This is a genomic window from Nonomuraea sp. NPDC048881 (assembly GCF_040649795.1).
GTDB lineage: Bacteria > Actinomycetota > Actinomycetes > Streptosporangiales > Streptosporangiaceae > Nonomuraea.
Genome location: NZ_JBEZGC010000017.1, coordinates 14,560 through 36,591 on the forward strand (window position 1 = coordinate 14,560; position 22,032 = coordinate 36,591).

General features: G+C 72.1%; 18 protein-coding genes. 3 read left to right on the plus strand and 15 right to left on the minus strand.

Annotation, left to right across the window (positions count from 1 at the left end):
• Window positions 1-67: 67 nt before the first annotated feature.
• The 11 genes from AB0C33_RS39915 to AB0C33_RS39965 form a co-directional block, all read right to left on the minus strand.
• Complete coding sequence (locus AB0C33_RS39915; protein ID WP_358298123.1) at window positions 68-1,561, minus strand: CoA-acylating methylmalonate-semialdehyde dehydrogenase; 1,494 nt, start codon at window positions 1,559-1,561, stop codon at window positions 68-70.
• 74 nt (window positions 1,562-1,635) lie between these two features.
• Window positions 1,636-2,430, minus strand: a complete 795-nt coding sequence (locus AB0C33_RS39920) for an SDR family NAD(P)-dependent oxidoreductase (protein ID WP_358297805.1) — start codon at window positions 2,428-2,430, stop codon at window positions 1,636-1,638.
• Complete coding sequence (locus AB0C33_RS39925; RefSeq protein WP_358297808.1) at window positions 2,427-3,611, minus strand: glycine C-acetyltransferase; 1,185 nt, start codon at window positions 3,609-3,611, stop codon at window positions 2,427-2,429. The genes AB0C33_RS39920 and AB0C33_RS39925 overlap by 4 nt, the downstream gene beginning before the upstream one ends.
• A 28-nt stretch (window positions 3,612-3,639) precedes the next feature.
• Window positions 3,640-4,968 carry an MFS transporter gene (locus tag AB0C33_RS39930; RefSeq protein ID WP_358297811.1) on the minus strand — a complete coding sequence of 443 codons (1,329 nt, stop codon included), beginning with the start codon at window positions 4,966-4,968 and terminating at the stop codon, window positions 3,640-3,642.
• A 37-nt stretch (window positions 4,969-5,005) separates the two neighbouring features.
• A complete protein-coding gene (locus AB0C33_RS39935; RefSeq protein WP_358297813.1) occupies window positions 5,006-6,721 on the minus strand; it encodes a hydantoinase B/oxoprolinase family protein in 1,716 nt (571 codons plus the stop codon).
• Window positions 6,718-8,796, minus strand: a complete 2,079-nt coding sequence (locus tag AB0C33_RS39940) for a hydantoinase/oxoprolinase family protein (RefSeq protein ID WP_358297816.1) — start codon at window positions 8,794-8,796, stop codon at window positions 6,718-6,720. The genes AB0C33_RS39935 and AB0C33_RS39940 overlap by 4 nt, the downstream gene beginning before the upstream one ends.
• Window positions 8,797-8,910: 114 nt before the next feature.
• Window positions 8,911-9,093, minus strand: coding sequence for a hypothetical protein (locus tag AB0C33_RS39945; protein WP_358297819.1), 183 nt, complete (start codon window positions 9,091-9,093; stop codon window positions 8,911-8,913).
• Between the two features lie 483 nt (window positions 9,094-9,576).
• Window positions 9,577-9,984 (minus strand): hypothetical protein, encoded by a 408-nt coding sequence (locus AB0C33_RS39950; protein ID WP_358297822.1) that lies wholly within the window; start codon window positions 9,982-9,984, stop codon window positions 9,577-9,579.
• A complete protein-coding gene (locus tag AB0C33_RS39955) occupies window positions 9,981-10,907 on the minus strand; it encodes an NAD(P)-dependent oxidoreductase (protein ID WP_358297824.1) in 927 nt (308 codons plus the stop codon). Before AB0C33_RS39955 ends, AB0C33_RS39950 begins: the two co-directional genes overlap by 4 nt.
• A gap of 140 nt (window positions 10,908-11,047) precedes the next feature.
• A complete protein-coding gene (locus tag AB0C33_RS39960) occupies window positions 11,048-11,404 on the minus strand; it encodes a metalloregulator ArsR/SmtB family transcription factor (protein ID WP_358297827.1) in 357 nt (118 codons plus the stop codon).
• Entirely contained in the window at window positions 11,401-12,306 is a 906-nt protein-coding gene (locus AB0C33_RS39965; RefSeq protein WP_358297830.1) for a 2-dehydropantoate 2-reductase N-terminal domain-containing protein, read from the minus strand. The genes AB0C33_RS39960 and AB0C33_RS39965 overlap by 4 nt, the downstream gene beginning before the upstream one ends.
• A 241-nt stretch (window positions 12,307-12,547) precedes the next feature.
• Between AB0C33_RS39965 and AB0C33_RS39970 the strand changes: the two genes are divergently transcribed.
• Complete coding sequence (locus tag AB0C33_RS39970) at window positions 12,548-13,450, plus strand: endo-beta-N-acetylglucosaminidase H (protein WP_358297833.1); 903 nt, start codon at window positions 12,548-12,550, stop codon at window positions 13,448-13,450.
• Between the two features lie 63 nt (window positions 13,451-13,513).
• Here AB0C33_RS39970 and AB0C33_RS39975 read toward each other — a convergent pair whose 3' ends face one another.
• From AB0C33_RS39975 to AB0C33_RS39990, 4 genes are read right to left on the minus strand one after another with little or no spacing between them, the layout of a single operon-like run.
• A complete protein-coding gene (locus AB0C33_RS39975) occupies window positions 13,514-16,510 on the minus strand; it encodes a glycoside hydrolase family 38 C-terminal domain-containing protein (protein WP_358297836.1) in 2,997 nt (998 codons plus the stop codon).
• A 30-nt stretch (window positions 16,511-16,540) separates the two neighbouring features.
• The gene (locus AB0C33_RS39980) at window positions 16,541-17,455 is read right to left on the minus strand and encodes a carbohydrate ABC transporter permease (protein WP_358297839.1); all 915 of its coding nucleotides are present in this window, start codon (window positions 17,453-17,455) and stop codon (window positions 16,541-16,543) included.
• A gap of 1 nt (window position 17,456) precedes the next feature.
• Window positions 17,457-18,356 (minus strand): sugar ABC transporter permease, encoded by a 900-nt coding sequence (locus AB0C33_RS39985; RefSeq protein WP_358297843.1) that lies wholly within the window; start codon window positions 18,354-18,356, stop codon window positions 17,457-17,459.
• Window positions 18,353-19,633 carry a sugar ABC transporter substrate-binding protein gene (locus tag AB0C33_RS39990; RefSeq protein WP_358297846.1) on the minus strand — a complete coding sequence of 427 codons (1,281 nt, stop codon included), beginning with the start codon at window positions 19,631-19,633 and terminating at the stop codon, window positions 18,353-18,355. Before AB0C33_RS39990 ends, AB0C33_RS39985 begins: the two co-directional genes overlap by 4 nt.
• Window positions 19,634-19,731: 98 nt before the next feature.
• Between AB0C33_RS39990 and AB0C33_RS39995 the strand changes: the two genes are divergently transcribed.
• Together AB0C33_RS39995 and AB0C33_RS40000 are read left to right on the plus strand one after the other, a co-directional pair.
• Entirely contained in the window at window positions 19,732-20,763 is a 1,032-nt protein-coding gene (locus AB0C33_RS39995; protein WP_358297849.1) for a LacI family DNA-binding transcriptional regulator, read from the plus strand.
• A 46-nt stretch (window positions 20,764-20,809) separates the two neighbouring features.
• On the plus strand, window positions 20,810-22,030 hold the full coding sequence (locus AB0C33_RS40000; RefSeq protein WP_358297852.1) for a glycosyl hydrolase: 1,221 nt from the start codon (window positions 20,810-20,812) through the stop codon (window positions 22,028-22,030).
• Window positions 22,031-22,032 lie beyond the last annotated feature (2 nt).

Consider the following 22,032-nt stretch of genomic DNA (forward strand, 5'->3'; position numbering starts at 1 on the left):
GGCCACGCCGGGCGGGGCCGGGCCTCCGGGGTACGGCGCGAGGCCGGGCGGAGGCCGGGCCGTCCGGTCAGACCGCCGTCGGGAAGGAGAGGTCGCCGCGGTGGCGCGGGCCGTCCTCCCGCTCCGCCGGCCACCGGCTGGTGACGGCCTTCGCGCGCGTGTAGAACGCGACGCCCTCCGGACCGTGCATGTGGTGCGCGCCGAACAGCGACTGCTTCCAGCCGCCGAACGAGTGGAACGCCATGGGCACCGGGATGGGCACGTTGACGCCGATCATCCCGACCTGCACGGAGCGCTGGAAGAGGCGCGCAGCGTGGCCGCCCCTGGTGAAGATCGCCGTGCCGTTGGCCAGGTTGTTGCCGTTGATCAGGTCGATCGCCTCTTCGAGCGAGCCGACCCGCACGACGACGAGCACCGGGCCGAAGATCTCGTCGCGGTAGACGTCCATCGCGGGCGTGACGTGATCGAACAGCGTCGGCCCGACGAAGAAGCCGTCGCCCCCGAGGTCGAGCTCTCGCCCGTCGACGACGAGGTCGGCGCCCGCGGCGACGCCGGAGTCTATGGAGCTTCTGATCCGTTCCAGCGCCTCCGCCGACACGACCGGCCCCATCTCGGACCCGGCCTCCAGCCCCGGTCCGACCTTGATCGCCTGCGCCTTCTCGCGCATCAGCTCGACGAGCGGCTCGGCCACGTCGCCGACCGCGACGGCGACCGAGATCGCCATGCAGCGCTGGCCCGCCGAGCCGTACCCGGCCGCGACCAGATGCTCGGCGGCGTGGTCGAGGTCGGCGTCGGGCAGCACGACGGCGTGGTTCTTGGCGCCGCCGAGCGCCTGGACGCGCTTGCCCCCCGCGGTCGCGCGCTCGTACACGTACCGCGCGACCGGCGTCGAGCCGACGAACGACACGCCGTCGATGTCCGGATGGTCGAGGATCGCGTCGACCGCGACCTTGTCGCCGTGGACGACGTTGAAGACGCCGTCGGGCAGACCGGCTTCGGCGTAGAGATCGGCGATGAGGTTGGCCGCCGACGGGTCGCGCTCGGAGGGCTTGAGCACGAACGTGTTGCCGGTCGCGATCGCGATCGGATGCATCCACAGCGGGACCATGGCGGGAAAGTTGAACGGCGTGATCCCGGCGCAGACGCCGAGCGGCTGCCGGAACGAGAACAGGTCGACGTCGGTCGAGACCTGGTCGGAGTACTCGCCCTTGAGCAGGTGCGGGATCCCGCAGGCGAAGTCGATCACCTCCAGGCCGCGGACGAGCTCGCCTCTGGCGTCGTCGAGGACCTTGCCGTGCTCAGCGGAGACCAGCCGCGCGAGGTCGTCGAGGTGCTTGTCGACCAGCTCGCGGAAGGCGAACATCAAGCGCGAGCGCCGCATGACCGAGGTGTCGGCCCAGCCCGGCAGCGCGGCACGCGCGGCCCGTACCGCGGCGTCGACGTCGGCGGGCTCGGCCAGCAGCACGTCGGCCTGATGCGCGCCGGTCGCGGGGTCCCATACCGGGGCGGTGCGGCTCGACCGGCCGGCGGTCTCGCGGCCGTCGATCCGGTGCCGGATCATCCTGACTGTCCCTGTGCTCACAGAAAGCTCACCTTCTCGTGGGGTGCTGGTTGCGGGTGGTCGGCGGCGCCGCGTCAGACGATCAGGTCGCCGCCGTTGATGTCGATGGCCGCCCCGGTGATGTACGCCGCGCGGTCCGAGGCGAGGAAGGCGACGAGCTCGGCGACCTCCCAGGGCTGCCCGACGCGGGGCACCGGGAAGGACCGGGTGGCGCGTTCGAGCGCCTCTCCGGGCAGCAGCGCGCGGGCCATCGGGGTGTCGATGAGTCCCGGGCAGACGGCGTTCACCGTGATCCCGTCGGGCCCGTAGTCCTTCGCCAGGTGCCGGGTGAGCCCGAGGACGCCGTGCTTCGCCGTCGTGTAATGGGCGCCGCCCGCGGTGCTGATGGTCTTGCCGGCGGTGGAGGAGAAGTTGACGATGCGGCCCCAGCTCCAGGCGCGCATCACGGGAAGTGCCTGCTGGCAGCACAGGACCGTCCCGAGCACGTTGACCGCCAGCACCTGGTTCCACTCGGCCCGGGTGATCTCCTCGAACGGGGTCGGCGGTGCGACGCCCGCGGCGTTGACCAGGATGTCGAGCCGCGACCGCTCCGCCAGCAGGGCGGTGAACGCCCGCTCGACCTGGTCGCCGTCCGTGACGTCCACCGCGAGCGACCGGACGCGGTCCGCCGGCACGGCCAGCGTCGCCGCCAGCTCTCCCGGGCCGGGCGCGGCCAGGTCGAACACCGCGACGGTCGCGCCGCGGCGGGCCAGCGCGTGTGCCGCGGCCAGGCCCATGCCGCGGGCCCCGCCGGTCACGATCGCGACCCGGCCCGCCAGCTCCCGGCCGTCGGCGCTGGTCGGCGCCCGCAGCCCCTCGGCGGTGCTCATGAGCCGGCCAGGACGGCACGCGCCCGGCCGAAGGCGGCCGCCGCCCGTTCGAGCTGGCCGGCGGTGTGCGCGGCCGAGACCTGCACCCTGATCCGCTCCTCGCCGGCCGGGACGACCGGGTGGGAGAGCGCGAAGGCGAGCACGCCCTCGCGGCGCAGCGCCGCCGCCACGTCGAGGGCCAGCGTGCCGCCGCGCAGCATCACGGGGATGATCGGATGCTCCCCCGGCTGCACCTCGTAACCGAGGTCGCGCAACGCCCGGCGGAGCCAGGCGGTGTTGGCGGCCAGGCGTTCCCGCAGGTCGGGACGCCGTCGTGCGATGCGGATCGCCGCCAGCGCCGCCCCGGCCAGCGCGGGGGCCATGGCGTTGGTGAAGATGTAGGGCCGCGAGACCTGGCGCAGCGTCTCGACCAGCGCGCGGTCGCCCGCGACGAAGCCGCCGGCTGCGCCGCCCAGTGCCTTGCCGAGCGTCCCCGTCAGCACGTCGACGCGTCCCTTCAGTCCGAAGTGCTCGGCGGTGCCCCCGCCGGTCGTGCCCAGCACCCCCGTGGCGTGCGAGTCGTCGACCACGAGCACCGCGTCGTGGCGTTCGGCCAGCTCGCAGAGCCGGGGCAGCGCGGCGACGTCGCCGTCCATGCTGAAGACGCCGTCGGTGACGATGAGGCGGTGGCGCGCGCCGGCGAACTCGGTGAGGTGGCGTTCGAGCTCGTCGAGGTCGGCATGGGCGAAGACGCGCCGCCGGGCCCTCGTGAGGCGGATGCCGTCGATCAGGCTGGCGTGGTTGAGCGCGTCGCTGAGGACGACGTCCTGCGGGCCGAGGAGGGCGTCGAAGAGGCCGAGGTTCGCGTCGAAGCAGGAGTTGTGGAGCACGGCGTCCTCGGCGCCGACCAGCTCGGCGATGCACGCCTCCAGCTCGCCGTGGACGGCCCGGGTGCCGCAGAGCACCCGGCCCGCCGCCACCCCGAGCCCCGTCTCGCGCAGCGCCCGCCGGGCCGCGTCGAGGACCTCCGGATCGCCGGCCAGCCCGAGGTAGTCGTTGGAGGCGAAGTTCACCAGCCACTCCCCTCCCACGCCGAGCGCCGGCCCCTGGGCGCCCGAGACCACGAGGTCGCGGCGCAGCCCGGTGGTCGCCCGGCGTTCGTCGAGCTCGGCCCGGAGCCGGTGCAGCAGCGCGGCGTTCACGCCCTGCCTCCCTGCCGGTCGGCGGCGGTCATGACAGGCTCCCGTCCAGCCGCTCCATCCGGCGTCCCGCGGTGAGCAGGACGGCCAGCCCGGCGGCCATGATGATCGCGATGGCCAGCAGCGCGTACGTGAAGCTGCCGGTCGCGGACGCGATCGTCCCGGTGAAGTAGGGACCGATGAATCCGCTGACGTTGCTGACGGAGTTGATCAGAGCGATGCCGGAGGCGGCCGCCGCCTCGGTCAGGCCGATCGCCGGGATCCGCCAGAACTGCGGCATCGCGGTGATGATCCCGGCGACGCTCAGGCAGACGGCGAGCACGAACAGCGTGCCGCTGCTGGTGAAGGTCGCCAGCAGCAGCCCCGCCGCGCCGAGCGCCATCGGGACGGCCGTGGCCGTGACCGCCGTCCAGCGCGCGGCGAGGCGAGCCCAGGTCAGCAGGGCGACCGCGGCCACCACGTAGGGGATCGCGGACAGCAGCACGCTGCTGACGTCGGCGGAGTCACCGACGCTCTGCGTGATGGACCTGATCATCGTGGGCAGGAAGAACTGCAGCGGATAGAGCCCGAACGCGATCGCGAACCACGTCACGGCCATCGCCCACACCCGGCCGCTGGTCAGCGCCTGGCGCAGCCCGGTGAGCGCCCCGCGGGCGCGCTGTTCGGCGGCTTCGGCGGCCAGGACGTTCTCGATGGCGGCCTTCTCCGCGTCGTCGAGCCAGCGCGCGTCGGCCGGGCGGTTCGGCAGGAAGACGAAGATCAGGACGCTGACGACGACCGTCAGAATGCCCTCGACGAGGAACAGCGCCCGCCAGCCCGCGATGCCGAACAGGCTCTGGCCCCACTCCAGCAGCGCGGCGGCCAGCGGAGAGCCGATGATCGAGGACAGCGGGATCATCACGATGAAGGTCGACAGCGCCCAGGACCGCTGGCGGCGCGGGAACCAGAACGTCAGGTAGAGCAGGATCCCGGCGGCCAGACCGGCTTCGGCGAACCCGAGGAGGAGCCGCGCGGCGAACAGTGTGGCCGGGGAGTTCACGGCCGCGGTCGCCGCCGTGACCAGCCCCCACGTGATCATGATGCGGGCGATCCACTTCCGCGCGCCGAACCGGCTCAGCATCATGTTGCTCGGCACTTCGAACAGGACGTAGCCGATGAAGAACAGTCCGGCGGCCAGGCCGATCTGGCCGCTGCCGAGGCCCAGGTCACGGGACATGGGCGCGGCGATGTAACCGACGTTGGCGCGGTCGATGTAACTCGCCACGTAGGCGAGGCCGACCAGCGGCATGATCCGGACGCCCACCTTGCGCCAGGTGCGCGGTGAGACGGTGCTGGATGGAGTCGCGACGGGTGAACTCATGGGGGGTTCCAATCGGTGTGGGGGGTGTGCGGCGGCTTCAGCGCGCCTGGCCTCGCAGCCTGGCGGTGGCGTCCCGGTCGATCACGCCGTCCGCGGTGATCACGACGCCGTAGTCCCGTTCGGCTCCCTCGTGGGTCACCTTGCCGTCGAGGACGTCTTCGAGGACCAGTTCGGGGACGCGTTCGAAGGGGACGCCGTGCCCGCCGCCGCCGGCGGTCACGTGCCGGTGGCGGGTCCCCGCGGTCATCTCGAAGTGCGGTTTGGACTCCAGCACCCGTTCACCGGGACCGCCGGGGTCGAGCATGTTGAGCGAAGGGGTTCCCGGCGCGCCGCCGGCCAGTCCGTACGGCAGGAACGTGCGCCGGTCGGACCTGATCTGCACCTTGGCCTCGGCCGCCAGCAGCGTCATGTCGCGGAAGGTCGCCAGGCCGCCACGCCAGCGGCCCGCTCCGCCGCTGTCGGGGAGGTAGCCGTAACCGTCGATGCGGAGGTGACCGGAGCGTTCCAGCTCCTCGACCGGCGTGTTGGTCAGGTTCGCGCCCAGAGAGCTGATCCCGTCCACGCCGTCGCGGTCGGGACGCGCGCCCCACGCGCCCGCCAGCGGGTCCCACAACACCATGGACTCCCCGTCCGGCCCGACGAGGCCGATCGCGATCCCGTCGGGCCCGCCTTCCCCGGCGGCCGGCACCCGTGCGGGGAACACCGGGGCGAGCGCCCCGAGCACGGCGTCGATGATCCGGAAGCCGACGAGCCCGCGGGCGCCGCGCGCGGCCGGCCGCCGGCCGTTGAGGATGGAGGCTTCCGGGATGACGAAACTGAACGGCCGGTAGAAGCCGCTGTTGGCCGGGATGTCGGAGGCGAGCACGCCCTGCAGGGCGGCGTAGGCGGCGGAGCGGGTGAAGGAGGCCGTCGCGTTGAGCGCGGAGTCCACCTGCGGCGAGGAGCCGGTGAAGTCGAGCTCGATCCCCGACCCGGACAGCGTGACCTTGACGCGGATCGGGATCGGCCCGGACCCCAGACCGTCGTCGTCGATGTGGTCGAGGAACTCGTAGGCGCCCGGGACGGCCTCGGCGAGCGCGGCGCGCAGCAGGGTCTCGGAGTAGTCGAGCAGCTCGTCGACGAGGGCGGCGAGCCCGTGGACGCCGTGCCGCGCCGCGAGGGCGCGCAGCCCCTCGGCTCCGGTGTGGCAGGCCGCGAGCTGGGATTCGAGGTCGCCGCGCAGCAGCTCGGGCTCGCGGACGTTGCGCAGGATCAGCCGCAGGAACGTCTCGTTCACCGTGCCGGCCTCGACCAGGCACGACGGCGGGATCTGCACCCCTTCGGCGAAGATGCTGGTCGACTGCACGGCCATCGAACCGGCGGCCCACCCGCCGACGTCGGTGTGGTTGACGACCGTGACCGCGAAGCCCAGGAGGTCCTCTCCGGCGAACACCGGGGCGACCGCGAAGATGTCGGGCAGGTGCATGCCGCCCAGGGACGGGTCGTTGAGCAGGTAGACGTCTCCCGGACGGATCCGGGCGCCGAACTCGTCGAGGATCGCCTCCATCGCGTCCGGGATGGACCCCAGGTGCACCGGCAGGGTGTTGGCCTGGGCGATCACCCGGCCCCGCGCGTCGCACAGGGCGGCGGAGAAGTCCATGCTGGACGCCACGAGCTGCGAGTGAGCCGTGCGCAGGATCGTGATCGCCATCTCGTCGGCGATCCCGGTGACGGCGTTGCGGAAGACCTCGAAGGTCACGGCGTCGCGGATCATGAGGCGCTCCAGGTGATGACGATGTTGTTGAGCCGGTCGCGGTGCACCCGGGTGCCGGGCGGGACGAGGGTGGTGGCGTCCATGTCCTCGATGACCATCGGCCCCTCGACCGGTTCCGGGCCGAGATCCGACCGGCCCACGACGGGCGTGGGCACGGTCCGGTCGAACCGGCATTCGCGGACGGCGGGCTCGCCGCCGGGGGCGAGGGGCAGGCTCAGCACGTCCGCGATGGACACCTGGGTGGGGAGCCGGCCGCGCACCCGGAGGTTGACCAGCTCCACCAGCTCGTCCGTGCCGGCCCGGCCGTAGGTGCGCCGGTGCTCGGCGTGGAAGCGGGACCGCGTCTCGGCGAGCAGGTCCTCGGTGAGGTCGCCGTCGGGCACCCGGATCCGCAGTTCGAACCGCTGGCCGCGGTAGCGCATGTCCAGGAGCCGGTCCACGACGGCGTCGGCGCCGAGCTGGTCGCGTACGTGGGCGGACAGCCGCGCGAACTCCGCGGCGAGCGCGCCCACGTCGGCGAAGCCGGCCCGGTACGGGGTGAGCTCCTGGCGTTCGGTGTCGGCCACGAGCAGGCCCAGGCTGCTGAACAGTCCCGGATGCACGGGCACGATCACGGTCGAGATCCCGAGTTCGCGGGCCAGCGCGGCGGCGTAGAGAGGGCCCGCGCCGCCGAAGGCGACCATGGTGGCCTCCCGCGGGTCACGCCCTCGTTCGCTGGTCACCGCCTTGACCGCGGTCGTCATGCTCGACACCGCCACCTGGTACGCGCCGCGCGCGGCGCCCGCCACGTCGTCGCCGAGCTGCTCGGCCACCGGTGACAACGCCTTCACGGCCAGCTCCGGGTGGATCGCCACCCGGCCGCCGGCCAGCGCGTCGGGGCTGAGGTAGCCGAGCGTCACGTTGGCGTCGGTCAGGGTCGGCAGCTCGCCGCCCTGGCCGTAGCAGGCAGGGCCGGGACGCGAGCCGGCGCTGACGGGCCCCACGTGCAGGGCGCCCGCCGCGTCGACGGAGATGATGCTGCCGCCGCCGGATCCGACCTCGGCGATGTCGATCGACGGCGCCCGCACCGGATACCCGGCGCCGGAGCTGAGCCCGCGGGCGCCGTTCATGCCGCCGCCGACCTCGTAGTCGGCCGAGACGAACGGTTCACCGTGCTCGATCAGGGACGCCTTCGCCGTGGTCCCGCCCATGTCGAACGCGACCACCGTGGACAGGCCGATCAGCTGGGCGAGCTTCTGCACGGCGGTGACGCCGGCCGCCGGACCGGACTCGATGATCTGCACCGGCCGCCGGGCGACGGAGGCCGCGTCGAGCAGTCCGCCGCTGGACTGCATGACCAGCAGGGGCGCGCGCACCTTCGCCGAGCGCAGCCCCGCTTCCAGCCGGGTGAGGTAACCGTGCACGGTGGGGCCGACGTAGGCGTTGACCGTGGCGGTGCTCATGCGCTCGAACTCGTGCGGCTGCGGGGAGACGTCGACCGACGCCGTGACGTACACGCCGGGCAGTTCTGCTTGCAGCAGTGCGGCGACCCGCCGTTCCTCGTCAGGGCGGACGTAGGAGTTGATCAGGCACACGGCCACCGCTTCGATGCCGTCCGCGCGCAGGCGTCCGGCCAGCGCGCGGATCTCGTCCTCGCTCGCCGGTGGGCCGAGCCGGCCGTCGGCGCTGATCCGCTGGTCGAGTTCGTGCCGGTCGCGTCGCCGGGCGAGGGGTTCGGGCTTGGACCATGACAGGTCGTAGAGCACCGGCCGGCGCAGCCGCCCGATCTCCAGCACGTCGCGGAAGCCGCGGGTGGTGACCACCGCGGTGCGGACGCCGTTCATCGACAGGATCGCGTTGGTGGCGACGGTCGTGCCGTGCAGCATCGCGACCACGGCCTCGGGCCGGGCACCGGCCAGGGAGAGCACGCCGGTGGTCGCCGCCACCACGCCGGCGCCGTAGTCGGGCGGGGTGGACAACACCTTCATGGGGACGACCTGGCCGTCCGGCCCCAGCGCGATGACGTCGGTGAAGGTGCCGCCGATGTCGGCGCCGACGCGCCAGCCGGCCGGTCGAGGATCGTGACGGGGGGGCACTGGATCTCCTTCGTTCAACGGAGCGACTGGGATCACAGTACGAGTGGGTTGAGATATCAGCAATGCCTAGTTGTCATTTTTATGCGAGTCAGGTGATATGACTTGCTTGGGTCGTCAGCGTGCTTCCGGCTGGTCCGGCAGGCGCACGACGGCGGTACCGACCTGGGACTCGCCGAACCCCCAGCCCGCGACCAGCGAGCAGTCGACCGCCTCCAGGACGTCGGTCCACGGCCAGGGGCCGTCGCCGCAGTAGAAGCCGCCCTCGCTGCGCGCGTCGTCCTTGGCGAGACAGAGCATGCGCAGATGGTCGCGGAGCTCGGGATGCGCGACCGCGCCCAGCCGCCGGCCCGCATCGCGTCGGTGAGGGTGCCGTCGGTGGCGACGCGCAGCAGCACGGTCAGCCAGCCGTTCAGTCTCTCGCACTCCTCGCCGGTCAGATCGACGCCGTGGCGGCCCAGGAGCGGCCCCCGCTGTGCGCCGTGCACCAGCACCTCACCGGCTTCGTCCGCTTCGTCGGCCGCGGACACGGCCCGCAGGTCGGCGACGAAGGCGTCGCCGAACGGCCGGGGGCCCTTGTGCCCGCCCTCGCCCCATGCCCCTGTTCCCGCCAGCAGATCGGGGTCGAACCAGAACAGCGACCCGCCCAGGTCGAACCGCCAGGCCCAAGGGGAGAAGGGGTGTTCACCGTCCGGATCGGACACCCGGCAGCCGCCGATCAGGCCGACCGTCCGGCCCCCCAGGGCGACCCGGGCACGGACGCCGAGCCGCGCCGCCCTTGACCTACCCCTGCGCCCGTGACCGGCGGCCGAGTTGCCTGCGGTGCACCACGAGGCCGGCCAGCGTCAGCAGGGAGAGGAGGGCGAGCTGCCACCAGTTGTCCGGGTTGCCGCCGAGGTCCAGGTCGGCCGCGTGGTTCACCACGTGCAGCGTGTTGGCGACGAGGAACCCGACCAGCACGACCGACAGCACGTCGCGCCACACCAGCGCGCTCAGCATCATCAGCCCGATGCCGATCTGGAAGACCCCGGCGTCGTGCAGGAAGTGCACGTGATTGGGGAAGCGGGCGAAGACCGCGAAACCGGCCGGGTCGAGGCGCATCCACACGCCGAAGCCCAGCATCGTCAGCGCGCCGACCGCCACGGCCACCTGGACGAAGATCCTGGCCGGCCTGCTGTAACCGTTCGTCATCGCATGTCCTTCAGTCCGTCGGGAACGCTCTGGTGCACCGGGGTCCAGCCCAGGTCGCGGGTGGCCTTGGCGTGCGAGACCCGCATCGTGGTGTCCATCAGCAGGCAGCCGAGGTACGGCACGGCCAGCCGGACCAGCCATCTCGGAATCACGACGGGACGCGGTGTGCCGTGCGCACGGGCGACCGCGGTCAGGAAGTCGCGCCAGCTCATCGGCCGGTCGTCCACGATGTTGTACGCCTGGCCCGCGCCGCCGCGTTCCATGGCCGCGACCGCGGCCGCCGCGGCGTCGTCCACGTGGACGAAGGACGTGGTGCCCGTCCGGCCGCGGGGCAGCACCGGCGCCCGTTTGCGCATCATGTCGGCGAACAGGTCGCTGAAGGCGTTCCTGCCGTAGAACATGCCGTAGCGCAGGGCGACGCCCTCGATTCCTTCGGCGGCGAACACCTGGCTCTCGGTCGCCACGCTGGAGTCGGTCACCAGGTCGGCGACGGTGCCGACGTGCACGCCGAACTCGTCGTCCTCGGTCAGCACGCGCTCGCCGTGGTCGCGGTAGCCGTACCCGGTGATCAGCGACTGGGTGACGAACCGGCGCGCGCCGACGGCCCGCGCGGCGTCGAGCAGGTGCGCGGTCCCCCGGTCGCGCAGGGCGAGGGTGGGGTCGTCGGGGCGCAGCCTGCGCGAGGCGCCGCGCAGCGCCGTGGCCTGGTGCATGACGACGTCGGCGGCCTGGCCGTCGAGCGCGCGCAGCAGCGCGTCGCGGTCGAGCACGTCGGCGACGACGGCGTCCGCGCCGCGTTCGGTGACGAGCCGGCGCTTGGCTGGATCGCGGACGACGGCGACCACGTCGTGCCCCGACGCGGCCAGCGCCGACAGCAGCGGAACCCCGATCGCGCCGGTCGCCCCGGCCAGCACTACCTTCATCGCCTCTGCTCCTTCGCCCGTCGCCCGTGGGGGTGTGTCACGGAGATCTCCTCAGCTGGATGGACAGCACTGCGAGGACGGGACAGCCGGCCCCGATGTGACAGACCGGGACGGGAAGGCGCGCGGGCGGTCGTCGACCGCTAGTGGCCGCCCGGCTGTTCGCCGAGACCGGAGGCGCACGAGATGATCATCGTGATGAGGTCGCGCAGGGGCGTCAGGAGCTCCGGATAGGCGTCGGCGTTGAGGTCGTACAGGCGCAGGGTGCCCTTGCGCCGTACCGTCAGCAGATCCGCGTCGCGCAGGATCTTGAGGTGGTGGGAGGTGGCGGGCTGGGACAGCTCCAGGTGCGCGGCGATGTCGCCGACGCTGCGGGGCTCAGCGGACTCCAGCAGGTGGACGACGATCTCCTGCCTGCGCTCGTCCCCGAGGGCGGTGAACAGTGGCCGGGTCCGCGCGAACAGCGCGAGGACGTCCCGGGCCTCGATCGAGCCGCTCATGCGGGCAACGAGTCGCGCACGGCGGACAGGCGGCCGACCGGCAGCGCCCTGGCGGACCCTTCGGCGATCCAGCCGTCCAGCATCAGGCGTGTCTGCGCGCTCACCTTCGTGAAGTGCGTCTCCAGGTAGCGGCGCAGGTCGAAGGGGAGCACCCGGGGCAGCACGCGCAACGCCAGTCCCACGGCCCAGGACGGAACGGGGACGGGAGCGCGCAGCCCGTGCTGGGCGCAGACCACCGCGACGGCCTCCCGGACGGCCGCGGCGGCGCCCCGCAACCGCGGGCCCGACGCGGGCAGCCGCCAGCCGGCGGACTCCAGCGCGGCGATGTAGGGGATCATCCGGGCGGCGGTGAGCTCCCCCGCGCCGGGCCGGGTCACCCGCCTGGCCCGCACGCCGCCGGCCCGCAGCGCGGCGACGACCTGCGGGGCGCGCGCTCCGGTGACGCCCGTCGCCGTGCCGGGCGGCACCCAGTACGCCACCCCCGGCGCGGGGACCTCGCGCTCCAGCGGCGCCTGGTAGGCCAGCAGCGTCGGCGTCACCTGGACGATCTGCTCCCGCGGCCAGACGCCGGCGAGGGTGCGCAGATCGCCCGGATCCTGGCCGATGGTGACCACCGTCGCCTCACCGGTCACCGCGCGCAGCGCGCCCGTCCAGTCGCCGCGCAGGGCCGGCGAGTCCACGCAGAGCCACACCATGTCCCACCGTTCGCGGGGCGGCTCGCTGCGCACCTCGTACGGCGTGACGCGCTCGGCGACCGGCGCCCGCCCCCGCCTGAGCCGGTACAGCGAAGCCCCTTCCCAGCCCTCCCGGCCCGGCCGCACGAGATAGCTGACCCGGGCCCCGCCCGCGGCCAGCCACGCCCCGAAGACCTGCCCCAGGGCGCCGGCACCGACAATCAGCACCTTCGTCATCATTGCTCCATACATCTAAATATTTGAATATAGGGAGCATTATCACCGGAGAGATCTCCGGCGCCCGCGGCGTCTTTTCCGCGCCGGCGACACCTTGACAGCGGGCTCCAAGCTGCCGATGATCGAGGCGCTATACCGATTTATCTCCAGCCCCCATGCAGCCTCGCGAGAACCCGTGGACTGGACTTAACCGATATAGCAAATCATCCCCCCATGCCCTGAGGAGCCGATCGTGAGTTCACCGCTCATGCGCAGAAGGACCCTGCTGGCAGCGCTGGCCGCGACCACCGTGGGTGCCGCGTTACCCACCGCGGCACACGCCGAGCGCCGCGCGGCCGGCAAGACCGGCCCGCTCTCGGTGGTCTACATCGAGGTCAACAGCGAGAGCATGACGAACGTCGCGAAGTACACGCTCGCCCGAGGCGGTGCGCAGGTGTTCGACATCGCGGTCATCTTCGCCGCCAACATCAACTACGACGGCACGAAGGCCTACCTCCACTGCAACGAGAACGTGCAGCGGGTGCTCGACAACGTGGCGACCGAGGTCCGCCCGCTGCAGCAGAGGGGCATCAAGGTCCTGCTGTCCATCCTCGGCAACCACCAGGGCGCCGGCTTCGCGAACTTCCCCTCCCAGCAGGCCGCCGACGCGTTCGCCCAGGAGCTGGCCGACGTGGTGACGACGTACGGGCTCGACGGCATCGACTTCGACGACGAGTACGTCGAGTACGGCAGGAACGGCACCGGCCAGCCGAACGCCTTCTCCTTCGTCTACCTGGTCCAGGCCCTGCGCCAGAAGCTGCCGAACAAGCTCATCACGCTGTACGACATCGGCCCGGCCGCCGACCGCCTGTCCTACAACGGCGTCAGCATCAACAACACCTTCGACTACGCCTGGAACCCCTGGTACGGCACCTGGTCCGTGCCGAACGGCCCGACCTCCAGGTCCCGCCTGTCGCCGGCCGCCGTGTCCTTCACCGGCACCAGCTCGTCCACCGCCGCCTCCCTCGCCCGCCGTACGGTCACCGAGGGGTACGGCGTCTTCCTCACCTACAACCTCACCTCGGCGAACACCGCCTCCTACATCTCGGCGTTCACCAACAAGCTGTACGGGAGCTCGGCCGTCTACACCCCCTGACGACTCCGCCGTGAACGCAGGTGAGGGGCGCCCGGACGGGCGCCCCTCACCGGGAACGTGCGGTCAGCGGCCGAGCCGCAGGGTGACCAGCTCGAACGGCCGCACCGTCACCGGGATCGACCGGCCGGGCCGCTCGGGCTCGGCCAGCGGGCGCTCCAGCAGGTCGGTCACGGTCACCGAGGTGACGGGGAAGCCGGCCGTGAGCGTGGCCGCCGCCCGGCCGCCGCGCGACTCGTGGAAGCGCACCACGACGTCGCCGCTGCCGTCGTCGGCCAGCTTGACCGCGGTGATCACGACCGCGTCGTCGTCCACCGTGACCAGCGGCGCCACCTCGGCGGCGCCGGACAGGACCCGCTCGGGCAGGTTGAGGAACCAGCCCTCGCGCACCGCGTCGCCGATCGTCGCGCCGGGTAGCAGCGCGTGCCGGAAGGTGTGCCTGCCCTGGTCGGTCTCGGGGTCGGGGAAGCGGGGGGCGCGCAGCAGCGACACCCGCAGGGTCGTGGTGGTGCCGCCGTCCTCGCGCACGGTCCGGGTCACGTCGTGGCCGTAGGTGGAGTCGTTGACCACGGCCACGCCCCAGCCGGGCTCCTCCAGGTGCACGAACTTGTGGTTGCACGCCTCGAACTTGGCCGCCTCCCAGCTCGTGTTGGTGTGGGTGGCGCGGTAGGCGTGGCCGTACTGGCTCTCGGCGGCGTAGCGCTCGGCGCGCACGTCGAGGGGGAAGGCCAGTTTGAGGAACTTCTCCGTCTCGTGCCAGTCGACGTCGGTGGCGATGTCGACCCGCCACCCGTCCAGCGAGATCACCTGCGTGACGGACGAGCCGCCGAACGAGCGGGTGACGCGGACCGAGCCGGGCCGCTCGCCGGCCGTCACCTCGTCGGCCGCGGTGAGGTCGGTGACCGTGTTGCGGTAGAACTCGTCCACGTCCCAGGCGTCCCACATGTTGGGGAAATCCTGGTGCAGCTGGAGCAGGTTGGCGGCCTGGCCGGGGGGCAGGGTCTCGCGCCGGGCCCGCAGGTCGTAGGCGGAGACGATCAGGCCGCGCCCGTCCACCTCGACCCGGAGCAGGCCGTTGTCCAGCACGAAGCCGCCGTCCTCGCGGGGTTCCACGGCCGTCGGGGTCCCCGGTGCGGCCGGGGCCGCGCCGCCGGCCGGGACGCCGTTGCGGGCGTGCGGGGCCGCGTTGAAGACCAGCTCGTGGGGGCCGTCTCCGGCCAGGGCCCGCTGGGCGTCGTCGATCAGGCCGGTCAGCTCCTCGGCCAGCGCCGCGTAGGTGGCCCTGGCCTCGCGGTGCACCCAGGCGATCGACGAGCCGGGCAGGATGTCGTGGAACTGGTGCAGCAGCACCGTCTTCCAGATGCGGTCCAGTTGCTCGTACGGGTAGGGCGCGCCGGTCCGCACGGCGGCCGTGGCGGCCCACAGCTCGGCCTCGCGCAGCAGCGACTCGCTGCGCCGGTTGCCCTGCTTGGTCTTGGCCTGGCTGGTCAGCGTGGCCCGGTGCAGCTCCAGGTAGAGCTCGCCCACCCAGACCGGCGGGTCGGGGTACTCGGCCTCGGCCTTGGCGAAGAAGCCGGCGGGAGTCTCCCAGGTGACGGTGGCCGAGCCCTCCAGGTCGCGCAGCCGGGCGGCCTTGGCCACCATCTCGCGGGTGGTGCCGCCGCCGCCGTCGCCCCAGCCGGTGGGGGCCAGCGAGTGCCGGGCGACGCCCTTGTCCTTGAAGTTGCGGGCCGCGTGCGCGATCTCCCGGCCGTTCATCGAGCAGTTGTAGGTGTCGACCGGCGGGAAGTGCGTGAACACCCGCGACCCGTCGATGCCCTCCCACAGGAACGTGTGGTGCGGGAACGTGTTCGTCCGGCTCCATGAGATCTTCTGGGTGAGCAGCCGCTTCGAGCCCGCCGCCTTGATGATCTGCGGCAGCCCGGCCGCGAACCCGAACGTGTCCGGCAGCCACACCTCCTCGTTGTCGACGCCGAACTCGTCGATGAAGAACCGTTTGCCGTGCACGAACTGGCGGGCCATGGCCTCGGAGCCGGGCATGTTCGTGTCGGACTCCACCCACATGCCGCCGGTCGGGACGAACCGCCCGGCCGCCACGGCCTTGGTCACCTTGGCCCACACCTCGGGCCGGTGCTCCTTGATCCACGCCCACTGCTGGGCCTGCGACATCGCGAACACGAACTCCGGCTCGTCGGCCAGCAGCGCCGTCATGTTGGAGGCCGTACGGGCGACCTTGCGGACGGTCTCGCGCAGCGGCCACAGCCAGGCCGAGTCGATGTGGGCGTGCCCGACCGCGCTGATCCGGTGCGCCGAGGGCACGGCGGGCGCGGACAGCACGCCGGCCAGCTCGGCGCGGGCCGCCTCGGCGGTGGCGTTGACGTCCTGGAGGTCGATCGCGTCCAGGGCGCGGTCGACGGCCCGGGTCAGCTCCGCGCGGCGGCCGCTGTCGGCGGGCAGCTCGTGCATCAGCTCCCCCACCACCTCCAGGTCGAGGATCAGGTTCCACACCGTCTCGTCGAACACGGCCAGGTCCATGCGCGCCAGCCGGTACTGCGGCTCGCTGCCCGCCGTCTCCTTGTCGCCGAGCAGGGTGGGCACGAACGGCTTGTAGTCGAGCACGACCGGGTTCGAGGCCGCCTCGATCCGCAGCTCGACCCGCTCGCCGCCGGTCGCCGGCGCGCCGACGCGCACCCACTGGTTACGCGGGTTGAGCCCCTTCACGGGCGTGCCGTCGGGCAGGTAGACCAGGCCCTCGCACTGGAAGCCCGGCATGTTCTCGTCGAAGCCGAGGTCGAGCACCGCCTCGACGGTCCGGCCCGTCCAGGCGTCCGGGACGGTGCCGGTCACCGTGAACCAGCTCGTCGCCCACGGCGCGCCCCACGCCGCGCCGACCGCGATCGGCTCGGTCGGGGCCGCGAGCCCTTCGGCGACGGGGACGGGCTCGCCCGGCGCGGTCCAGACGCGCACGTCCATCGGCACGGACTCGGGGTGGACGGCCGGGCGCAGACGTTCGTCCAGCACGCGCTTGAGACGGGCTTCGACCAGTGTGCGGTCGTCATGCATGGAGAGAGACTCCTCGTTCTCGGAACCGGCTCAGCCCTTGATCGCGCCCTCGGCGACGCCGCGGAAGAAGAAGCGCTGCAGCGAGGCGAACAGGAGCACGATGGGCAGGAAGGAGATCATTGTCCCAGCGGCGATGAGACGGGGGTTGGCGCTGAACGTGCCGTTGAGGTACTGCAGTCCGACGGTCAGCGTGAAGTTCTTCGGGTCGTTGAGCACGATGAGCGGCCACAGGAAGTCGTCCCAGGCGCCGATGAACGCGAAGATCGTGATCACGCTCAGCATGCCGCGCACGTTCGGCAGCCCGAGCCGGACGAGCCGCTGCCAGGGGGTCGCCCCGTCGATGACCGCAGCCTCGTCCATCTCCTTGGGGATGGCCTGGAAGGCGGTGCGCATCAGCAGCACGTTCAGCATGCCGATCGCGCCGGGCAGGGCCACGCCCAGCAGCGTGTCGGCCAGGCCCATGCCGCGGACGGTGACGTACTGGGAGACGATCGTCACCTCGCCCGGCAGCACGAGCGTGGACAGGAACAGCACCAGGAGCAGCTTGGCGCCCCGGAACTCCAGCCGGGCCAGCGCGAACCCGGCCAGCGTCGCGCCGACCGCGTTGCCGCCCACCACGATGACCGCCACGATCACCGAGTTGAGCGCGTACGTCCACACGGGGATGGTGTCCGCGACGCGCGCGTAGTTCGCCAGCGTCGGCTGGCGCGGGACGAAGCTCGGGGTCTGCGCGAAGACGTCCTCGAACGGGCCCTTCAGCGAGGTGGACAACTGCCACAGGAACGGCAGGATCGTGATCGCCAGGACGAGCAGCAGCAGCGCGTACCGCAGGACCAGCTCTCCTGGCGTGGTGGCGCCGAACCCGCCCCGGCCCCGGCGGCGGCCGTGCCGCCCCGGGCGGGCCGCCGCGGCGGCGGGTCGCGCGCTCGCCTTCATCGCCGCCATGTCAGTCCGCCTTCCTGTTGAGCCGGGTCAGCAGGAGCATCGGGCCGATCGTGATGACGAAGAGCAGGATGCTCAGCGCCGAGGCGTAGCCGAAGTGGCCGTAGAAGCCGCGGCTGTACATCTGGATCAGCATGACCAGCGACATCGCCCGCCCGCCCGGCCCGCCCGTGCCGTTGGACAGCACGAACAGCTCGGAGAACACGCGCAGGGCCGACACCGAGACCAGCACCGACACCAGCAACATCGTGTTGCGCACGCCGGGCACCGTCACGCTCCAGAACCGGCGGACGGCCCCCGCCCCGTCCACGGCCGCGGCCTCGTGCAGTTCGCGCCGCACGTTCCCGAGCGCCGACAGGTAGATGATCATGTAGTAGCCCAGCCCCTTCCACACCGTCAGGGTGATGGCGCTGAGGACCAGCAGCCACCGGTCGGTCAGGAACGGCAGCGGCCCCTGCAGCACGCCCAGCGCCTGCATGAGCCCGTTGATCAGGCCCCGGTCGCTCAGCAGCCAGCTCCAGATCAGCGCGACCACGACGGCGGAGGCGACGACCGGCGTGTAGAAGGCGGTGCGGAAGAACGTGATGCCGGGGATCTTCTTCTCCACCAGGATCGCCAGCAGCAGCGGCAGCAGGGTGAGCACCGGCAGGCAGACCAGCATGAAGACGACGCTGTTGAGCAGCGCGTTGCCGAGCTGGTCGTCGTCGAGCATGCGGCCGAAGTTGGCCAGCCCGGTGAAGTGCCCGCCGCTGAGCGGCTTGGCGTTGGTGAAGGCCAGCACCAGCGTGTTCAGCGAGGGCCACACGTTGAAGACGAGCAGCCACAGCGCGGCGGGCGCCACCAGCAGCCAGGGGGTGAGCCGGCGGCGGAGGGCGCCCTGTGCGGGAAGAGCGGGGGTGATCACTGGTTGAGCAGCTCGTTGCACTTGGCGACCGCGGCGTCCAGCGCCTCCTTGGCGGAGACCTCGCCGTTGAGCGCGAGGGCGATCTGCTGGCGGATGAACTTGCTCATCGCGTCGGTCACCTCGACCGGCTGCAGCATCTTGGCCGTGGCCAGCGACTTGAAGGCGATGACCTTGGCGTCGCCGGCGTTGGTGCCGTCGCTCTGGGTGAAGAACGGGTCGCCGGCCGAGGCCTTGGTGCTGGGGAAGACGCTGACCTCGTGCGCGAACGCCGCCTGGTTCTCGGCGCTGGTCACCCAGCGGGCCAGCGCGATCGCCGCGGCCGGGTTCTTGCTCTTCTTCGACACCGACAGGCCCTGCACGTACAGCGGCGGGGTGCCCATCGCGGTCGAGGGCACGACCTTGGGCGCGAGGGAGGGGTTGTCGGTCTTGACGGCGATGATGTGGTTGGCGCCGGCCGTCGTCCAGGCCACGGTGCCCTCGTTGAACAGCTTGGCGTTGCCCGCGTAGGTGTCGGTCAGCACGTCGCGCGGCAGTAAGCCCTCCTTGAAGGCGGCCCGGTACTTCTCGATCACCGCGACGGCCTCGGGGGTGTTGAAGACGAAGCTCTTGCCGTCGTCGGACAGCAGCTTCACGCCCGCCTGGGCCAGGTCGCCCAGCTCGGGGCGGCGGCTCATCAGGTACGTCTTGCCGCCGGACTTCTCCTTGTAGGTCCGGGCCTGCTCGACCAGCTCGTCGAACGTCGTCGGCGGCTTGGCCGCGTCGAGGCCGTTCTTCTTCATCAACTCGGAGTTCCAGTAGTTGACGTCGGTGTTGAGGTACCAGGGATAGCCGTACGTGCCGGGGTAGCCGCGGAAGGTGTAGGCGTCGATGCCGCCCGCGACGTACTCGTCGGCGAGCTTGGGGTCGGCGGCGGCGACGTCGAGCAGCATGCCCTGCTGGACCAGGGGCCTGGCGAAGTCGGGGGGCAGGTTGGTGACGTCGGGGAGTGTTCCGGAGGCGGCCTGGTTGAGTACCTTCTCGGAGTAGGCGTCCGCCGGCTGGTCGAGCCATTCGACCTTCGTGCCGGGGTACTTCTTCTCGAAGGCGGCGACGACGCCCTCGACGTACGCCGTGAACTTGGGCTTCAGGGCCCACGTCTGGAGGCTGACAGTGCCCTTCACCTCTCCCGTGGCCGCCGCGGTCGGGGCGGCGGCTCCCGACTCGCCGGACCCGCCGAGGCCGCAGCCCGAGACGACCATGACGGCTGCCACCGCCGGTCCCGTCCAGTACCTACGCATGGCGCTCTCCTTGGTTACTAAATCGCTCTAGTTGCGGGACTATTCACCTGGCTAGACTCGTGTGTCAATAGCTGAGACGAATTCGTGAAGGAGCAGTGGTGCGCCGACCGACGATCACCGACATCGCCGAGCGGGTCGGGGTTTCCAAGGGCGCGGTGTCCTTCGCGCTCAACGGCCGCCCGGGGGTCGGAGAGGCCACCCGCGCGCGAATCCTGCAGGTGGCGAAGGAGATGAACTGGCGTCCGCACAGCGCCGCCCGGGCCCTCGGCGGGGCGCGCGCGGAGGCGGTGGGCCTGGTCATCGCCCGGCCCGCCAGCGCCCTCGGCGTGGAGCCGTTCTTCGCCCAGTTACTGTCCGGCCTGCAGTCGGGGCTGTCGGCCCAGGCCGTCGCGCTGCAACTGCTGATCGTGGAGGACGCCGAGGCCGAGATGGAGATCTACCGCGAGTGGACCTCCGCCCACCGGGTCGACGGCTTCGTCATGGTGGACCTCATGGTCCGCGACCCGCGCGTCGCGGTGCTGGAGGAGCTGGGCGTGCCCGCCGTGGTCCTGGGCGGGCCGGGCAGGCACGGGTCGCTGTCGAGCGTCTGGGCCGACGACCGGGAGGCCATGCTGTCGATCGTGGACTATCTGGCCGCGCTCGGCCACCGCAGGATCGCGCACGTCGCGGGCCTGCCGGCGTTCCGGCACACCCAGCGGCGCGCCCGCGCGCTGCGCGATCGCGCGGGGCGGCTGGCCCTGGAGGAGGCGGTGTCGGTGCACACCGACTTCAGCGACTCCGAGGGCGCCGCCGCGACGCGCGCGCTGCTGTCGCGGCCGCGCCGGCCCACCGCCATCGTCTACGACAGCGACGTGATGGCCCTGGCCGGGCTGGGGGTGGCCGGCGAGATGGGGGTGAAGGTGCCCGACGACCTGTCCATCGTGGCCTTCGACGACTCGGTGCTCACGCGGATCACCCACCCCGCGATCACCGCGCTCTCCCGCGACACCTTCGCCTTCGGCAAGCGGCTGGCCGAGGTGATGCTGGAGGTCATCGCCGACCCTGAGCAGCGCAAGGACGTCAAGACCGAGACCCCCCGGCTGACGGTCCGGGAGAGCACGGCGGCTCCGGGGGCTTGGCAGGGCGACTAAATCGCTTTAGGCTCCGCCGGGAGATCGTACGACCCCCGGAGGACGCGTGCCCCTGCTCGACCCCATCCGCCACGGCGCCAACTACGTGCCCTCCGCCGGCTGGTTCCACAGCTGGCTCGACCTGTCGCTCGACGCGGTCCGCCGCGACTTCGAGGACCTGGCCTCGATCGGCCTGGACCACGTGCGCGTGTTCCCGATCTGGCCGTGGATCCAGCCCAACCCGGGGCTGGTCCGGCAGCGCGGCGTGGAGGACCTGCTGGCCGTGATCGACGTCGCGGCCGAGTTCGGCCTGTCCGTCGCCGTGGACCTGCTCCAGGGGCACCTGTCCAGCTTCGACTTCCTGCCCTCCTGGGTGCTCACCTGGCACCGTCGCAGCCTGTTCACCGACCGCGGCGCGCGCGACGCCATAGCCGCCTACGCCGACCGGCTCACCCGGGCCGTCGCCACCCGCGGCAACGTGTTCGCCGTCACGCTCGGCAACGAGGTCAACAACCTCTACCCCAGCAACGCCACCACCCCCGAGGCGTCCACGGCGTGGGCCGCCGAGCTGATCGACGTCGTGCGTGCGGCCGCGCCCGGCCTGCTCGCCCTCCACTCCCTGTACGACGCCACCTGGTACGACCCGGAGCACCCGTTCCGTCCCGCCGACAACGTGGACCTGGGCGACCTGACCACGGTGCACTCCTGGGTGTTCAACGGCGTCTCCGCGATCGACGGCCCGCTCGGCCCGGCCACCGTCTCGCACGCCGACTACCTGGTCGAGCTGGCCGCCGCCACCTCGCTCGACCCGGCCAGGCCCGTCTGGCTGCAGGAGATCGGGGTGCCCAGGCCCGACGTGCCCGAGGCCAGGACCGCCGAGTTCGTCCGCCGCACGCTCGACGCGGTGACCGCCAACCCCGCCCTGTGGGGCGTCACCTGGTGGTGCTCCCACGACCTGGACCGTTCCCTCTCCGACTTCCCCGAGCGGGAGTACGAGCTGGGCCTGTTCACCGTGGACCACCGTCCCAAGCCGGCGGCCAAGGAGCTCGCCGCGATCATCGACGAGCGCCGCGGCCGTACCGAGGCGCGGCGTCCGGCCCTGCGGTGCGACGTGGACCTGCGGACCGAGCCCGGACGCCGGGCCGAGGTCGCGCCGGGCAGCGCCTTCCACGCCGCATGGGTCCGGCTGCGCCAGTCCGGGCCCGTGGCCATCGTCGCCGGCGATCGGGCCGACGACCCCGGCCACCTCACTGCCCGAGGGATCGGCAGCGTCCTCACCCCGGAGTGAGC

Bases quoted from the DNA above. Each gene is read 5' to 3' on its own strand.
- AB0C33_RS39930 (WP_358297811.1), bottom strand. From the start codon at position 4,968: ATGAGTTCACCCGTCGCGACTCCATCCAGCACCGTCTCACCGCGCACC.
- AB0C33_RS39950 (WP_358297822.1), bottom strand. From the start codon at position 9,984: ATGACGAACGGTTACAGCAGGCCGGCCAGGATCTTCGTCCAGGTGGCC.
- AB0C33_RS39960 (WP_358297827.1), bottom strand. From the start codon at position 11,404: ATGAGCGGCTCGATCGAGGCCCGGGACGTCCTCGCGCTGTTCGCGCGG.
- AB0C33_RS39915 (WP_358298123.1), bottom strand. From the start codon at position 1,561: ATGATCCGGCACCGGATCGACGGCCGCGAGACCGCCGGCCGGTCGAGC.
- AB0C33_RS39975 (WP_358297836.1), bottom strand. From the start codon at position 16,510: ATGCATGACGACCGCACACTGGTCGAAGCCCGTCTCAAGCGCGTGCTG.
- AB0C33_RS39955 (WP_358297824.1), bottom strand. From the start codon at position 10,907: ATGAAGGTAGTGCTGGCCGGGGCGACCGGCGCGATCGGGGTTCCGCTG.
- AB0C33_RS39980 (WP_358297839.1), bottom strand. From the start codon at position 17,455: ATGGCGGCGATGAAGGCGAGCGCGCGACCCGCCGCCGCGGCGGCCCGC.
- AB0C33_RS39935 (WP_358297813.1), bottom strand. From the start codon at position 6,721: ATGATCCGCGACGCCGTGACCTTCGAGGTCTTCCGCAACGCCGTCACC.
- AB0C33_RS39920 (WP_358297805.1), bottom strand. From the start codon at position 2,430: ATGAGCACCGCCGAGGGGCTGCGGGCGCCGACCAGCGCCGACGGCCGG.
- AB0C33_RS39990 (WP_358297846.1), bottom strand. From the start codon at position 19,633: ATGCGTAGGTACTGGACGGGACCGGCGGTGGCAGCCGTCATGGTCGTC.
- AB0C33_RS39945 (WP_358297819.1), bottom strand. From the start codon at position 9,093: ATGCTCTGTCTCGCCAAGGACGACGCGCGCAGCGAGGGCGGCTTCTAC.